The organism is Mycobacterium sp. SMC-13 (assembly GCF_045311035.1).
Lineage (GTDB): Bacteria > Actinomycetota > Actinomycetes > Mycobacteriales > Mycobacteriaceae > Mycobacterium.
Genome location: NZ_JBJIAI010000002.1, coordinates 436,976 through 450,329, shown reverse-complemented (window position 1 = coordinate 450,329; position 13,354 = coordinate 436,976). Strand labels below are relative to the sequence as shown.

Genomic DNA, 13,354 nt, shown 5'->3' with positions numbered 1-13,354 from the left:
GGTTTTTACGTTTTCCTGCGGTCCTTCTGGCAGTGGCGCTCGCCGTCGCCTGCTCGCCGGGGCAGGCGCGGCCCGACACCGCCGCCGTGCAACTGGGCCACGAGTTCGTCCTCGCCGGCGGGCAGGACGCGGTGGTCGACGGTGCCGGGTTGCGGCTGAAATTCGATCGGGTGCTCGATGATTCGCGCTGCCCGAAGCGGGTGTCGTGTGTCTGGACGGGTGCGGCCCGAATCGCGGTCACCGTCACGCCCGACGGCCGGCCGCCGGCCACGCTGGAGTTCAACACCAACCCCGCGCCGGGGCAGACTCACCTGACCGAGACGGTCGGCGGGTTCGCCGTCGAATTACGGTCGCTGGACCCGTATCCCGAGACGCCGGGCACCATCCCGCTGCCGGACTACCGCGCGACGATGCTGGTGACGCGTTAGTACGTCGGCTCGTTCAGGACCGCGAGGAGACGACGGGCCGCCGCGACGCGGTCGACGGCCGGTCCGGTGAGCGCGTCCAGCGCGCACTCTGGGTCCGCCGGTGGGCCCATGTGCCCGCAGCCGCGGGGGCAGTCCTCGATGGCCTCGGCGAGGTCGGAAAAAGCCATCAGCACGTCGTCGGGCTTGATGTGTGCCAGCCCGAACGAGCGGATACCCGGTGTGTCGACGACCCAGCCGTCGTCGAGCGGCAGTGCCACCGACTGCGTCGAGGTGTGCTTGCCCTTGCCGACGCCCGACACGTCACCGGTGGCCCGGTCTGCTTCTGGCACAAGGCGATTCACCAGCGTCGATTTGCCGACACCGGAGTGGCCGAGCAGTACGGTGATCTGACCTTCGAGCAGGGGCGCCACGGCGTCGAGCGGGTCGTCGCGGCCGGCGGTGATGATCGTCAGGTCCAGGCCGGTGAACTCGGCGGCGAACGGTTCGGCGGGAGCCAGGTCCTGCTTGGTCAGGCACAGGATGGGCCGCAGCCCACCGACGTACGCGGCGATGAGGGCACGCTGCACCAGCCCGGCACGCGGCGGCGGATCGGCCAGCGCGACCACCATCAACAACTGGTCGGCATTGGCGACCACCACCCGTTCGGTGGGGTCGGTGTCATCGGCGGTGCGACGCAGCACCGTTCGGCGCTCGTCGCGGCGGACGATGCGCGCCAGGGTGTCGGGCTTGCCGGACAGATCGCCGACGATGCCCACCGAGTCGCCGACCACGATCGGGGTGCGGCCCAGTTCGCGGGCCCGCATCGCGGTGACAATGTGGTCGGGATTGCCGTCCAGCGCACAGCCCCACCGGCCGCGGTCGACGGTGACGACCATGGCCTCGCGCGCGTCGGCGTGGGTCGGCCGGTTCTTGGTGCGCGGACGCGAACCTTTGCCCGAGCGCACCCGGACATCGGATTCGTCGTACTCCCGCAAGCTATTTCCCGGCCAGCAGGTTGGCCCACATACCGGGGAAGTCGGGCAGTGTCTTGGCCGTGGTGGCGATGTCCTCCACCTGGACGCCGGGCACCCGCAGCCCGATGATCGCGCCGGCGGTGGCCATGCGGTGGTCGGCGTAGGACCGCCAGAGGCCGCCGTGCAGCGGCACCGCCGTGATCACCAGACCGTCGTCGGTCTCGCGACACTGGCCGCCCAGCCCGTTGATCTCGGCGGTCAGCGCGGCCAGGCGGTCGGTCTCGTGCCCACGCAGGTGCGCGATGCCCGACAGCGTCGACACCGAACCCTCGCTGGCCAGCGCGGCGAGCGCGGCCATCGACGGCGCTAGCTCGCCGACGGCCTTCAGGTCGGCCTCGAAGCCGCCGTAGGTTTGCGCGCCCCGGACCTCCAGGAACGAATCGACCACCTGGACAACGGTATTCAGCTTGCCCAGCAGCTCCAGGACGTCAGCGGTCGGCTGCACGCTCTGCTGCGGCCAATGGGCCAGCCGCACCGTGCCGCCCGTCACCGCGGCGGCGGCCAGGAACGGCACCGAATTCGACAGGTCGGGTTCGATGGCCCAGTGCCGCGCCGCGATCGGGCCCGACGCCACGTGCCAACGGTTCGGCTCGCTGTAGTCGACCTCGACGCCCGCCTCGCGCAGCATCGTGATGGTCATCTCGATGTGTGGCTGCGACGGCACCGTCGCACCGGTGTGGATCACCGTCAGGCCGTCGCGGAAAGTGGCTCCCGCCAACAACAGTCCGGACACGAACTGCGACGACGACGACGCGTCGATCCGCACCTCGCCGCCGGCCACCGACCCGGTGCCCGACACGGTGAACGGCATGCCGTCGCCGTCGATGTCGACGCCGAGACCGCGCATCGCGTCCAGCAGGGGCGTGATGGGACGGGTCTTGGCCTGCTCGTCGCCGTCAAAGATGACGCGTCCGGTGCCTTGCGCGGCGACCGGCGGGACGAACCTCAGCACGGTGCCGGCGAGCCCGCAGTCGATGCGCACGTCGCCGGTGGGGGAGATGGCGCCACCGACGGTCAGTTCGGTGCCGTCACCGGTGATCGTCACGCCCAGCGCCTGCAGTGCGCCGATCATCAGGTTGGTGTCGCGGCTGCGCAGCGCGCCGCTGATGGTCGAGGTGCCCTGCGGTGTGGCCAGGGCTGCCAAGATCAGCGCTCGGTTGGTCTGCGACTTCGATCCCGGCACGGTGACAGTGGCCTGCACCGGACCGGTCACCGACGGTGCGGGCCAGAGTTCCATGCCCCTATCCTGCCTGGTATGTGCGGGCGATTTGCAGTCACCACCGACCCGGCGCTGCTGGCCGAGAAGATCCAGGCTCTCGACGAGACGAATGCCAAGGCGTCGGACGCCGCCAAAGACGGCGGTGAACAGGGCGGCACCCTGCCGTCGGCCAACTACAACGTGGCGCCCACCACGACGATCAGCACCGTGGTGCGGCGGCATTCCGAGCCTGACGACGAGCCCACCCGCCGGGTGCGGTCGATGCGCTGGGGCCTGATCCCTCCGTGGGTCAAGACCACGGCCGACGGCGCGCCGGACACCAAGGGGCCGCTGCTGATCAACGCGCGTGCCGAGACGCTGACCACGTCGCCGGCGTTCCGCGGATCGGCGAAGTCGAAGCGCTGCCTCGTCCCGATGGACGGCTGGTACGAGTGGCGGCCCAACCCGGCCGCCGACGGCAAGAAGGCCACGAAGACGCCGTTCTACATGCACGCCGCGGACGACGACCTGCTCTTCATGGCGGGTCTGTGGTCGACGTGGCGGCCGGCCGGCGCGCCCAAGGACAGCCTGCCGCTCGTCAGCTGCACCATCATCACGACGGAGTCGGTCGGGCCGCTGGCCGGTATCCACGACCGCATGCCACTGACCATCAGCGCCCGTGACTGGGACCGTTGGCTCGATCCCGACGCACCCATCGACGAGGGGCTGTTGCGCGGGCACGGCGACCTGGACCGCATCGTCACCCGTGAGGTGTCCAAGTTGGTCAACAGCATTCGCAACAACGGCCCCGAACTCATCGAGCCCGCCGACAACGAATCCGAAGGGACGCTGTTTTGACCGCCCTGGACCCGCTGTTGGTGGAAGCCCTCGGCGCTGACCTGCGCTCGGCCGGCTACACCACCGACGGCGTGGCCGAACTGCTCGGCGACGACGCGAACGCCGCGATGGGCCGGGGCGTGTGGTGGCCGGCGCTGCGCGCGACTGCCGGCGGCGGCCGCCTGGCCACGCTGGTGCGATTGTTCCTGCTGGGCACCGACGAACCGGCCGATCAGGTGCGGGCGGCGTTCCCGTCGGCCGGTCTGGCCGAATTGGCGGCGGCCGGCGTGCTGGAGGAGGTGGGCGACACCGTCAGGGCGGCCCTCGACATCCGGCCGCACAGTGATGGTGAACGCGATTTCTACGTCGTCTCCGACCAGGATGCCGCTCTGCGCGGCGGGCCGGTCGAGCATGAGCACGTGCTCGGCATCGGTGGTGCGTCGATGTCGTTGGCGCGGGCCGTGATTCGCACCCCGGTGCAGCGCGCGCTCGATCTGGGTACCGGCTGCGGCATCCAGGCGCTGCACCTGAACGGGCACTGCGCCGACATCGTGGGCACCGACACCAACCCGCGGGCACTGACACTGGCGCGGGCGACCGCGGGCATCAACGGCATGTCCTGGGACATGCGGCCCGGCAGCCTGTTCGAGCCGGTGGCGGGGGAACGGTTCGACCTGGTCGTGTCCAACCCGCCGTTCGTGGTGGGCGCGGGCGCCCAGGACTACATCTACCGCGATTCGGGGGTCGCCGGAGATGGGCTGTGCCGCACCATCATCGAGAACGTCGGCAACTACCTGACCCCCGGCGGCACCGCGCAGATCATGGCCAATTGGATTGTCCGGGAAGATGATTGGCGGTCCCGGGTGCAGGAGTGGCTGGCGGGTACCGGGTTGCACGCCTGGGTGGTGCAGCGCGAACTGGCCGACCCGGTCAGCTATGTGTCGCTGTGGCTGGCCGACGCGGGGGAGTCCGCGGAACAGATCGCGCAGCGCGGCGCCGACTGGCTGGACTGGTTCGACGCCGAGGGCATCACCGGGATCGGCATGGGACTGATCTCGCTGCGTGTGCCGCGTCCCGGTGAGGCACCCGAGCAGATCCTCGAGGAGATCACCGACGAACCCATCACGGGCATCGAGGTGGAGGCGTTCTTCGCCCGTCGCGCCTACCTGCGTGACACCTCGGACGACGCGCTGCTGGCTGCCCGCCTGTCGACCGCTCCGGTACTGCTGGAACAGCATTCACTGCCGGGGCCGGACGGCTGGCAGGAGATCGGATGCGCGGTCCGTCGTCCCGGCGGGCCGGGTGCGGTGCTCGGGGTGGACGAGGTGTTCACGGCGCTGCTGGCCGGGTGCCGCGGTGAGGTGCCGCTGGGCACGCTCATCGGACTGCTGGCCGCGCATCACGGGGTGGACGCCGACGCGCTGGCCGAGGCCGCGCTGCCGGAGATCCGCGAGGCCATCGCCCGGGGAATTCTCTACCAGGCCAACTGATTTCAGCGGCGGCGTGCCGTGATCACCGCGTGCGGCGCGTCGAAGGCGACGGTGCCGTCGGCGGCTTCGTGTGCGGTGAACGCCGCGGTGAAGGCCCCGATGAGCCGGCTCCTGGTCTCGTCGTCCAGGTAGGTCAACGTGGTGACGTGCATGGGTGATTCGTCGGTGACGAAGCGGACGGCGTCGTCCACCGAGCCGAATCTCCAGGTGAGGGTGCCGCTTTCGATGGCGACATCGGCGAAATCGGGATCGAGCCGCTCGTGGACGAGCTCGGGCACGCCCCACTGATCGGGTGAGTACGGGCCCGGCTCCGGTTGGCCCAACACCTCGACGACCGGGGTGAAGAACGGGTTGTCGCCGGCCTTGACCCATGTCGAAAACCCGAGAGTGCCAGCGGGTTTGAGCAGCCTCGCCAGCTCGGCGACCATCGCGGTCGGTTCGACGAAGATGATGCCCATGTTGGACACCGCGGTGTCGAAGGAGGCGTCGGGCAGGCCGGTGGCCGACGCGTCGGCGGCCACCCACTCGACGGCGTCGCCGCCGGGCTTGGCCTCGGCGATGGCCAGCAGCTCCGGCGTGATGTCGACACCTGTGACCCGGGCACCGAGGCCGGCGGCGTGCAGCGACGCATTACCGGTTCCACAGGCCAGATCGACCAATGCGGTGCCGGCGCCGTGCGGTACCGCGGCCACCACCTCGACGGCGATGGGGGAGATGAATTCGGCGACGGCTTCGTACCGTCCGACTGACCACGTCGACATGCCGCCACTGTATGCCTAGGTTGAAAGCACCATGACCGACGACGAAGAACCCGCACCGGGCATATTCAGTTTCGAGATGACGATCGCGGAGTGGCTCGGCACCGCAGCGATGCTCGCCGCGCCGTACCTGGTGCTCGGTGTGCTGTGGGCCGTGACCCACACCGGCGCCTTCGAGGCGGCGCACGGCCTCGAGCGCGTACTGGTCTTCGCCCGGACCGTGGTGTTCTGGCCGATGCTGCTGCTGACGAACATGTGCCTGCCATGACCGGCGATTCACCTGCCCTGGCCCTCGCGGACTGCCGTATCCAGATTCGGCGCCGCACCGCGCGCTGGGACGAGTACCCGGTGACCATCGCCGACGCCGCCGATTTCTGGGGCGCGGCGGCCAGTGCGGCCAACGTCATCATGCAGCTGTCCTGGCCGGGTGTCGGGCACGGTGTCGTCGAGAGCAAGGTCGATTCGGGGAACCTGCTCAAACATCCGTGGAAGCGCGCCCGCACCACGTTCCAGTACCTCGCGGTGGCCATCCTCGGCAATGACGAGGACCGCACGGCTATGCGCAAGGCCGTCGACACCGCGCACCGCCAGGTGCAGTCCGGTCCGGACAGCCCGGTGCGCTACAACGCTTTTGACCGCGACCTGCAGATGTGGGTCGCCGCGTGCCTGTTCGTCGGCATGGAGGACGTCTACCAACTGCTGCGCGGCGAGCTGACACCCGAACTGGCCGAACAGTTCTACCGGTCGGCCGCCCCGCTGGGCACCACGCTGCAGGTCACCGCCGACCAGTGGCCGGCCACCAGGGCCGAGTTCGACGACTACTGGACCGCGGCCTGCGCCAAGGTCGCCATGGATGACACCGTCCGTGCTTACCTGACGGATCTCGTGCGCCTCAAGATGATCAATCCGGTTCTGGCCCTGCCATTTCGGCCACTGCTGGCATTCCTGACCGGAGGCTTCCTGGCGCCGGTGTTCCGCGACGCGATGCGCATGTCGTGGGGCAGCGGCCGGCAGTATCTGTTCGAAACGCTGTTCCGGCTGGTCGCTCTCGTCAACCGGTTCCTGCCGCTGTTCGTGCGGCAGGCCGGAAGCTACGTGCTGCTGGCCTACGTACGCAGGCAGATTCGCCGGGACGGGGCGCTGATCTGATGCGCCGCTTGCTCAGCCGGCGCGTCAGCGTCGGTGCGATGACCGAATTCCTGCTGTGGCTGGCGCTGCCGTACCTGCTGATCGGGATGGCCTGGACGTTTCTGCACCCCCATGCGGTGCAGCAGGTACAGAAACAGTGGGACCGGGCATTTCCCGCGGTCGCGCCGCTGGCCGCACTCGTCGAGGTGACGGTGGCGTGGCCGCCGATGGTCACGGGTGTCGAGATCTGCCCGGCCACTGATTAGGGGCCGGTGTATCCGGGCGGGTTGGGGGTGTCCACCCACAGGTCGACGCCGAGCTCGGCGTTCGGGGTGCAGTTGTACACCGACAGGTCGGTGACGCCGGAGTCGAGCAGCACGTCCTCGCACAGCAGGCTCTGCCCGGTGTATTCGCGGGCCGGCTTGTTGAAGATGGCGTATGCGGCGTCGGAGTACACCTCGGGCTTGCGGGCCTTGGCCATCGCCTCGTCACCACCGAGCAGGTTCTGCACCGCGGCGGTGGCGACGAGGGTGCGTGGCCACAGCGTGTTCGAGGCGATGCCGGCCTCGCGCATCTCTTCGGCGATACCCAACGCGCACAACGTCATTCCATACTTCGCCATCATGTAGGCGGTCGGCTTCAGCCACTCCGATTCCATCCGGATCGGCGGCGACAGCGTCAGGATGTGCGGGTTCTCGCGGCCCTTCATGTGGGGGATACAGGCCTGTGAGACGGCGTACGTGCCGCGGATCTGGATGCCGTTCATCAGGTCGAAGCGCTTCATCGGCACTTCTTCGATGGAGCCGAGGTTGATGGCGGAAGCGTTGTTGACGCAGACGTCGATGGCGCCGAACTGCTCGACCGCCTGGGCCACCGCGGCGGTGACGGAGTCGGGGTCGCGGACGTCGCCGACGATCGGCAGCGCCTGGCCACCGACCTCTTCGATCTCCTTTGCCGCGGTGTAGACGGTGCCGTCGAGCTTGGGATGGGGCTCGGCGGTCTTGGCGAGCAGCGCGACATTCGCGCCGTCGGCCGCGAACTTCTTGGCGATGGCCAAGCCGATGCCACGGCTGGCACCGGAGATGAACATGGTCTTCCCGGACAGTGTCATGCGCACACCCTATGCCGCGGGAGTTACCGCGGAGTACATATCTCGGCAGTCACCGCCGAGGTGGCGGCGACCAGGTCCGCGGGGGCCAGCACGATGTCCAGTCCGCGCTTGCCCGCGCTGCACAGCACCCGGTCCCAACCGAGTGCCGACTTGTCCACGACGGTCGGCAACGCCTTGCGTTGCCCCAGCGGCGAGATGCCGCCGACGACGTAGCCCGTGGCGCGCTGCGCGGCGGCCTGCTCGGCCATCTCGGCCTTGGGCACGCCGAGCGCCGCCGCCGCGGCCTTGAACGACAGCTTGTCGGGCACGGGCAGCACCGCGACGGCCAGTCCGCCGGGGATCGTGAGTACCAGCGTCTTGAAGATCTGCGCCGCGACGAACCCTTCCGCGGCGAGTTCGGTGACGGCCTCGTCGCCGAACGACGTGGCCCGCGGATCGTGCCGGAACTGCCGAATCTCGTAGCCGATTCCCGCGGCCTGCAGGGCCTTGATCGCCGGGGTAGCCGCACTCGCCATGGCTGGCAAGCGTAGAGGCCGGGAACAACTGCGTGGTCCGGCGCTGTTACTCCCGTCAGCATGGTCAATTAATGGCTCGCGAAGTTGTCGGTCGCAGCCTCTAGGATCGGACGGAAGGGGACACAGGTGCCAACGGCATGTCTGGAACGTCCGGTCGAGTTGCCGGACCTGTTGCGTGGTGCCGCGACAGAAGGGACGGTCACGATCACGATGACCGACATCGACGGGCTGGGTTCCGCGGTCGAGAGCGACGCGGAGCTGACGGCGCGGTTCGAGCGCGACGCTATTCCGCTGCTCGATCAGCTCTACGGCGGTGCGCTGCGCATGACGCGCAACCCGGCAGACGCCGAGGACCTGGTGCAGGAAACCATGGTGAAGGCCTATTCGGCCTTCCATTCGTTCCGTGAGGGCACCAACCTCAAGGCGTGGCTGTACCGCATCATGACCAACACGTACATCAACAGCTACCGCAAGAAGCAGCGGCAGCCTGCCGAATACCCGACTGACGAGATCACCGACTGGCAGCTGGCGTCCAACGCCGAGCACTCGTCGACCGGTCTGCGGTCAGCTGAGGTTGAGGCGCTGGAGGCGCTGCCGGACACTGAAATCAAGGCGGCGCTGCAAGCGTTGCCGGAAGAGTTCCGGATGGCGGTGTACTACGCCGACGTCGAGGGCTTCCCGTATAAGGAGATCGCCGAAATCATGGATACCCCGATCGGGACGGTGATGTCCCGTCTGCACCGTGGCCGCAAGCAGCTGCGCGAACTGTTGTCGGGCGTCGCGCGGGACCGGGGCTTCCTCCGCGGCGAGAGCCTCGACACCCAGGAGGTGTCCTGATGGGCGACGAGTACACCCGGCCCGAGGGGCACGACTTCCAGCCGCCGATCGGCCCCGTCGACCCGGAGCATCCCGAATGCGCCGCGGTGATCGCCGAGGTATGGACGCTGCTGGACGGGGAGTGCACCACGGAGACCCGCGACAAGCTGCGGTTCCACCTGGAGGAATGCCCCACCTGCCTGCGGCAGTACGGCATCGAGGAGCGGGTGAAGGCGCTCATCGCCACCAAGTGCAGCGGCGAGAAGGCTCCTGAGGGCCTGCGTGCGCGCCTGAAGCTCGAGATCAGCCGCACCACCATCGTCCGAGGCTGAAAACGAAAACCGCCCGGTTCCGTGAGGAGCCGGGCGGTTTTTTGAAGGCGTAGGTCAGGCGTTGGGACGCCGGCCGTGGTTGGCCTTCGAGTGCTTGCGGTCACGCTTCTTGCGGCCACGCTTGGCCATGATGGTCCTCCAAAGGTTCGGTTGCTCGCCCTACAGTGTCGCACGGCCACGCCACCCAATTGCAAACCGTGGTGCTGTGGTGCAATAGAGGCCGCAGGCACCGCCTGCGTACAAACGCATAGACGAGTGGGGTGAAGATGGCCGAGGACGTTCGCGCTGAAATCGTGGCCAGTGTGCTCGAGGTCGTGGTTCGCGAGGGCGACCAGATCGGCGAGGGCGACACGGTGGTGCTCCTCGAGTCGATGAAGATGGAGATTCCGGTGCTGGCCGAGGTCGCCGGCACGGTGACGTCCGTCAACGTGGCTGTCGGCGACGTGATCCAGGCCGGCGACCTGATCGCCGTCATCGGCTAGGCAACCCCAGAACGGGATAACGCGACGTGTCCACCCTCGGTGATCTGCTCGCCGAGCACACTGTCCTGCCCGGCAATGCGGTCGACCACCTGCATGCCGTGGTCGGTGAATGGCAGCTGCTTGCCGACCTGTCGTTCGCCGATTACCTCATGTGGGTCCGGCGCGACGACGGTGCGCTGGTGTGCGTGGCCCAGATTCGGCCCAACACCGCGCTGACGGTGCTGTTCGCCGATGCGGTCGGGACCATCAACTCTGCTGCGGACATGCCCGCCGTCACGGCGGCCTTCGAGACCGGGCTCATCGGCCGGGGAGCGGAAAGCTCTGCGGTGCAAGGTGATTCGCGCCTCAATCTGGAGGCCGTCCCGGTCCGGTACGGCAATGATGTGGTAGCGGTGCTCACTCACCAGACCGCGCTCGCCGACCGACGCAAGGTGGCGCCGCTCGAGCGCGCCTACCTGGACTGCGCGCGCGATCTGCTGCGCATGCTGGCCGAGGGGACGTTCCCGAACGTCGGCGACGTGCCGATGTCGCGATCGAGCCCCCGCGTCGGTGACGGCCTGATCCGGCTGGACGTCGACGGGGTCGTGGTCTTCGCCAGCCCCAACGCCATCTCGGCCTATCACCGCATGGGGCTGGCCACCGAGCTGGACGGTCAGAACCTGATCAGCGTCACCCGCCCCCTGATCTCCGACCCCTTCGACGCGCAGGAGCTCGCGAACCACGTCCGGGATCTCCTGGCGGGCGGCTCCAGCATGCGCATGGAGATCGACGCCGGCGGCGCCGCGGTGCTGCTGCGCACCATCCCGTTGTCCGTGGGCGGACAGGCCGTCGGCGCGGCGGTTCTGGTCCGCGACGTCACGGAGATCAAGCGGCGTGACCGCGCGCTGTTGTCCAAGGACGCCACGATCCGTGAGATTCACCACCGGGTGAAGAACAACCTGCAGACGGTGGCCGCGCTGCTGCGGCTGCAGTCCCGCCGCATGAACAACGCCGAGGCGCGCGAGGCGCTGCTGGATTCGGTGCGCCGGGTGTCGTCGATCGCGCTGGTGCACGACGCCCTGTCGCTGTCGGTGGACGAGGAAGTCAACCTCGATGAGGTCATCGACCGCATCCTGCCGATGATGAACGACCTGGCCTCGCTGGGCGCGCCCATCCGGGTGCGGCGGGAGGGTGATCTGGGCGTCCTCGATGCCGACCGCGCGCACGCGCTGATCATGGTCATCACCGAGCTGGTGCAGAACGCCATCGAGCACGCTTTTGATCCGACGACCGAGCAGGGCAGCGTGACCATCAGGTCGGACCGGTCGGCGCGCTGGCTCGACGTCGTGATCCACGATGACGGGCACGGGTTGCCCGACGGCTTCACCCTCGAGAACTCGGACCGGCTGGGGCTGCAGATCGTGCAGACCCAGGTGTCGTCGGTTCTCGACGGCACGCTCAGCATGGATGCGGCGCCGGGAGGCGGCACGGATGTGGTGCTGCGCGTCCCGATCGGTCGCCGCGGCCGAGCCGCGCAGTAGGCACCGCGGCCGAGCCGCGCAGTAGGTACGGCGCAATAACCCAGGCGCGCAAGTTCTTTCGCGTCTACGCCGCGCAGTGTGAGCGTGCACACAGATCGTGGAAATCGCGGTTTCGACGATCTGACGGCACACTCGCGGTCCTGCGCCCGCCATCTACCCGACCCACAAAAATGACCCCGGCGGATTCGCCGGGGTCATTTTCGGATGCCGTGGTGGCTAGACGCCGGTGCGAGCCTTGTTGCGGGCGTTGCGGCGCTTCAGCGCGCGACGCTCGTCTTCGCTCATGCCGCCCCATACGCCCGCGTCCTGGCCGGACTCGAGTGCCCAGCTCAGGCACTCGGTGGTCACCGGGCAGCGGTTGCACACGAGCTTCGCGTCAGCGATCTGAGCGATGGCCGGGCCGCTGTTTCCCACGGGGAAGAACAGTTCCGGATCCTCGTCGCGACAGACCGCCTTGTGGCGCCAATCCATGGTCAACACTCCTCACTGGGCGCGCAGCAAAGCGCGCAATGTTTTTTTCACTTCGGCTGTTAACGGGTGCACACGAAATGTTTCTGCACTGTTGCATCTGATGTTTTCACAGGCTGGACAGATGTCAATAGCGGCGCGTTAACTCGTGGGCAATGTCACTGCGGACCCGCGTTGGCAGGCCCCTGAACCAGTTGTACTACACTTGGCCCACCTGCGCCCTAAATATTGCAAAGTGTTATCAAGATCGCTGGTCACTGTGGTTTTGCTGGGGGCGCGACCACATTGAGGGCCGCCGGAACCGACGTGAACGTCATGCTTTCGCGCAGGCCAACGAAATCTCCGTCGATCTGACACGCGATAGGTGTGTCACTTGTCACGCGCAGCCACGGCAGGTCGTCGTCGCGGATGAGGTGCGGGCCCTCGATCTGTGGTGTACGCGACAGCATCCGTCGCAGCAATCGCAGGTTGGCCCAGATGCCCATGCTCGTGGTTGCGAACACGCCCAGCCCCGTTTCGAACGTCGTCGTCGGGTTGGTCCAGACCGGTCGGCTGTTGGCGTAGGTCCACGGACTCGCGTTCGACACGAACGCGAAGTGCACGCCGGGGACCGGCTCCCGGTTCGGCAGGTGCAGCGTCAGGCGCGGGGGCTTGCGGGCGCTGCCGACGGCCTCGCGGATCGCCACCCGGATGTAGCGCGACGCGGTCACCTTGCGGCCTTTGGCCCGCTGGGCCTCGACGGCCTCGACGACCTCGCCGTCGACGCCCATGCCGGCGGTGAACACCGACCAGCGGTCGCCGCAGTCCATCAGCCCGATGCGCCGCCAGGGCACCCCACGTCGAAACTCGCTGAGCTGGTCGACGAGCTGGTTGGTTGCCTGCAGGGGATCGGGGCTGATACCGAGCGCCCGGGCGAAGACGTTCGCCGAACCGCCGGGCACGACGCCGACAGCGGTGTTGGACGCCCCTGGTACGCCGCCCGCGTGCCCCAGAATGCCGTTGACCACTTCGTTCACCGTGCCGTCGCCGCCGTGCACGATCACCACGTCGATGCCGTCAGCGGCGGCCTGATGGCCGATCTCGATGGCATGGCCGCGGTGGTCGGTGTGTGCGACGGTCAGGTCGACGCGGCTCTCCAGCGCGTGGGCCAGGAGGTCCCGGCCTGCCGGGGTCGTCGAGGTTGCGTTCGGATTCACGATCAGCACGGCACGCACGGGTGACGAGCCTATCCGCGCCGCGACCGTCGGCAACTCGGTCG

The 13,354-nt window shown here is 68.3% G+C and carries 18 protein-coding genes; 10 read left to right on the top strand and 8 right to left on the bottom strand.

Annotated elements, in window-relative coordinates; translation table 11 throughout:
* The first annotated feature begins 32 nt into the window (after positions 1-32).
* Positions 33-428 (top strand): hypothetical protein, encoded by a 396-nt coding sequence (locus ACJH6I_RS05390; protein WP_406783820.1) that lies wholly within the window; start codon positions 33-35, stop codon positions 426-428.
* Here the strand turns inward: ACJH6I_RS05390 and rsgA are convergent.
* Positions 425-1,402 (bottom strand): ribosome small subunit-dependent GTPase A, encoded by a 978-nt coding sequence (rsgA, locus tag ACJH6I_RS05385; RefSeq protein WP_060999069.1) that lies wholly within the window; start codon positions 1,400-1,402, stop codon positions 425-427. The two genes, ACJH6I_RS05390 and rsgA, sit on opposite strands and share 4 nt — an antisense overlap.
* A gap of 1 nt (position 1,403) precedes the next feature.
* Complete coding sequence (gene aroA / locus ACJH6I_RS05380) at positions 1,404-2,678, bottom strand: 3-phosphoshikimate 1-carboxyvinyltransferase (protein WP_406783819.1); 1,275 nt, start codon at positions 2,676-2,678, stop codon at positions 1,404-1,406.
* 18 nt (positions 2,679-2,696) lie between these two features.
* Here aroA and ACJH6I_RS05375 point away from each other — a divergent pair, with 18 nt between their 5' ends.
* Positions 2,697-3,497, top strand: a complete 801-nt coding sequence (locus ACJH6I_RS05375; protein ID WP_163693052.1) for an SOS response-associated peptidase — start codon at positions 2,697-2,699, stop codon at positions 3,495-3,497.
* Positions 3,494-4,966: a methyltransferase gene (locus ACJH6I_RS05370; protein WP_138250052.1), complete on the top strand. Its 1,473-nt coding sequence runs from the start codon at positions 3,494-3,496 to the stop codon at positions 4,964-4,966. Before ACJH6I_RS05375 ends, ACJH6I_RS05370 begins: the two co-directional genes overlap by 4 nt.
* Before the next feature lie 2 nt (positions 4,967-4,968).
* Here the strand turns inward: ACJH6I_RS05370 and ACJH6I_RS05365 are convergent, their stop codons facing one another.
* The gene (locus ACJH6I_RS05365) at positions 4,969-5,727 is read right to left on the bottom strand and encodes a class I SAM-dependent methyltransferase (RefSeq protein WP_406783818.1); all 759 of its coding nucleotides are present in this window, start codon (positions 5,725-5,727) and stop codon (positions 4,969-4,971) included.
* A 31-nt stretch (positions 5,728-5,758) separates the two neighbouring features.
* Between ACJH6I_RS05365 and ACJH6I_RS05360 the strand changes: the two genes are divergently transcribed.
* Genes ACJH6I_RS05360 through ACJH6I_RS05350 form a run of 3 tightly spaced genes read left to right on the top strand, consistent with a single transcriptional unit; the run spans position 5,759 to position 7,118 of the window.
* Entirely contained in the window at positions 5,759-5,992 is a 234-nt protein-coding gene (locus ACJH6I_RS05360) for a hypothetical protein (RefSeq protein ID WP_138250050.1), read from the top strand.
* The gene (locus tag ACJH6I_RS05355) at positions 5,989-6,873 is read left to right on the top strand and encodes an oxygenase MpaB family protein (RefSeq protein ID WP_138250049.1); all 885 of its coding nucleotides are present in this window, start codon (positions 5,989-5,991) and stop codon (positions 6,871-6,873) included. The genes ACJH6I_RS05360 and ACJH6I_RS05355 overlap by 4 nt, the downstream gene beginning before the upstream one ends.
* A gap of 38 nt (positions 6,874-6,911) precedes the next feature.
* Positions 6,912-7,118: a hypothetical protein gene (locus tag ACJH6I_RS05350; protein ID WP_162563280.1), complete on the top strand. Its 207-nt coding sequence runs from the start codon at positions 6,912-6,914 to the stop codon at positions 7,116-7,118.
* Here ACJH6I_RS05350 and ACJH6I_RS05345 read toward each other — a convergent pair.
* Together ACJH6I_RS05345 and ACJH6I_RS05340 are read right to left on the bottom strand one after the other, a co-directional pair.
* Positions 7,115-7,963, bottom strand: coding sequence for an NAD(P)-dependent oxidoreductase (locus ACJH6I_RS05345; RefSeq protein ID WP_064858404.1), 849 nt, complete (start codon positions 7,961-7,963; stop codon positions 7,115-7,117). The genes ACJH6I_RS05350 and ACJH6I_RS05345 overlap by 4 nt on opposite strands.
* Positions 7,964-7,986: 23 nt before the next feature.
* Entirely contained in the window at positions 7,987-8,478 is a 492-nt protein-coding gene (locus ACJH6I_RS05340) for an aminoacyl-tRNA deacylase (RefSeq protein WP_138250048.1), read from the bottom strand.
* A 210-nt stretch (positions 8,479-8,688) separates the two neighbouring features.
* Between ACJH6I_RS05340 and ACJH6I_RS05335 the strand changes: the two genes are divergently transcribed.
* Positions 8,689-9,315 (top strand): sigma-70 family RNA polymerase sigma factor, encoded by a 627-nt coding sequence (locus ACJH6I_RS05335; RefSeq protein WP_174814157.1) that lies wholly within the window; start codon positions 8,689-8,691, stop codon positions 9,313-9,315.
* A complete protein-coding gene (rsrA, locus tag ACJH6I_RS05330; RefSeq protein ID WP_060999089.1) occupies positions 9,315-9,626 on the top strand; it encodes a mycothiol system anti-sigma-R factor in 312 nt (103 codons plus the stop codon). Before ACJH6I_RS05335 ends, rsrA begins: the two co-directional genes overlap by 1 nt.
* A gap of 54 nt (positions 9,627-9,680) precedes the next feature.
* On the opposite strand, the gene ACJH6I_RS05325 is transcribed toward rsrA, so the two are convergent.
* Positions 9,681-9,755 carry a 50S ribosomal protein bL37 gene (locus ACJH6I_RS05325; RefSeq protein ID WP_085976028.1) on the bottom strand — a complete coding sequence of 25 codons (75 nt, stop codon included), beginning with the start codon at positions 9,753-9,755 and terminating at the stop codon, positions 9,681-9,683.
* 137 nt (positions 9,756-9,892) lie between these two features.
* Between ACJH6I_RS05325 and ACJH6I_RS05320 the strand changes: the two genes are divergently transcribed.
* Entirely contained in the window at positions 9,893-10,108 is a 216-nt protein-coding gene (locus tag ACJH6I_RS05320) for a biotin/lipoyl-binding carrier protein (RefSeq protein WP_036421130.1), read from the top strand.
* 26 nt (positions 10,109-10,134) lie between these two features.
* Positions 10,135-11,628, top strand: a complete 1,494-nt coding sequence (locus ACJH6I_RS05315) for a sensor histidine kinase (RefSeq protein ID WP_060999092.1) — start codon at positions 10,135-10,137, stop codon at positions 11,626-11,628.
* Positions 11,629-11,844: 216 nt separating this feature from the next.
* On the opposite strand, the gene whiB1 is transcribed toward ACJH6I_RS05315, so the two are convergent.
* The gene (whiB1, locus tag ACJH6I_RS05310; RefSeq protein ID WP_133426888.1) at positions 11,845-12,099 is read right to left on the bottom strand and encodes a transcriptional regulator WhiB1; all 255 of its coding nucleotides are present in this window, start codon (positions 12,097-12,099) and stop codon (positions 11,845-11,847) included.
* Positions 12,100-12,350: 251 nt separating this feature from the next.
* Positions 12,351-13,310 carry a diacylglycerol kinase family protein gene (locus tag ACJH6I_RS05305; protein ID WP_138250047.1) on the bottom strand — a complete coding sequence of 320 codons (960 nt, stop codon included), beginning with the start codon at positions 13,308-13,310 and terminating at the stop codon, positions 12,351-12,353.
* Positions 13,311-13,354: the final 44 nt, after the last annotated feature.

What these genes read in the sequence shown, in the direction of transcription:
- aroA (WP_406783819.1), bottom strand. Translation starts at nt 2,678, where the DNA reads ATGGAACTCTGGCCCGCACCGTCGGTGACCGGTCCGGTGCAGGCCACT.
- ACJH6I_RS05375 (WP_163693052.1), top strand. Translation starts at nt 2,697, where the DNA reads ATGTGCGGGCGATTTGCAGTCACCACCGACCCGGCGCTGCTGGCCGAG.
- ACJH6I_RS05365 (WP_406783818.1), bottom strand. Translation starts at nt 5,727, where the DNA reads ATGTCGACGTGGTCAGTCGGACGGTACGAAGCCGTCGCCGAATTCATC.
- ACJH6I_RS05360 (WP_138250050.1), top strand. Translation starts at nt 5,759, where the DNA reads ATGACCGACGACGAAGAACCCGCACCGGGCATATTCAGTTTCGAGATG.
- ACJH6I_RS05355 (WP_138250049.1), top strand. Translation starts at nt 5,989, where the DNA reads ATGACCGGCGATTCACCTGCCCTGGCCCTCGCGGACTGCCGTATCCAG.
- ACJH6I_RS05350 (WP_162563280.1), top strand. Translation starts at nt 6,912, where the DNA reads ATGACCGAATTCCTGCTGTGGCTGGCGCTGCCGTACCTGCTGATCGGG.
- ACJH6I_RS05345 (WP_064858404.1), bottom strand. Translation starts at nt 7,963, where the DNA reads ATGACACTGTCCGGGAAGACCATGTTCATCTCCGGTGCCAGCCGTGGC.
- ACJH6I_RS05340 (WP_138250048.1), bottom strand. Translation starts at nt 8,478, where the DNA reads ATGGCGAGTGCGGCTACCCCGGCGATCAAGGCCCTGCAGGCCGCGGGA.
- ACJH6I_RS05335 (WP_174814157.1), top strand. Translation starts at nt 8,689, where the DNA reads ATGACCGACATCGACGGGCTGGGTTCCGCGGTCGAGAGCGACGCGGAG.
- rsrA (WP_060999089.1), top strand. Translation starts at nt 9,315, where the DNA reads ATGGGCGACGAGTACACCCGGCCCGAGGGGCACGACTTCCAGCCGCCG.
- ACJH6I_RS05320 (WP_036421130.1), top strand. Translation starts at nt 9,893, where the DNA reads ATGGCCGAGGACGTTCGCGCTGAAATCGTGGCCAGTGTGCTCGAGGTC.
- whiB1 (WP_133426888.1), bottom strand. Translation starts at nt 12,099, where the DNA reads ATGGATTGGCGCCACAAGGCGGTCTGTCGCGACGAGGATCCGGAACTG.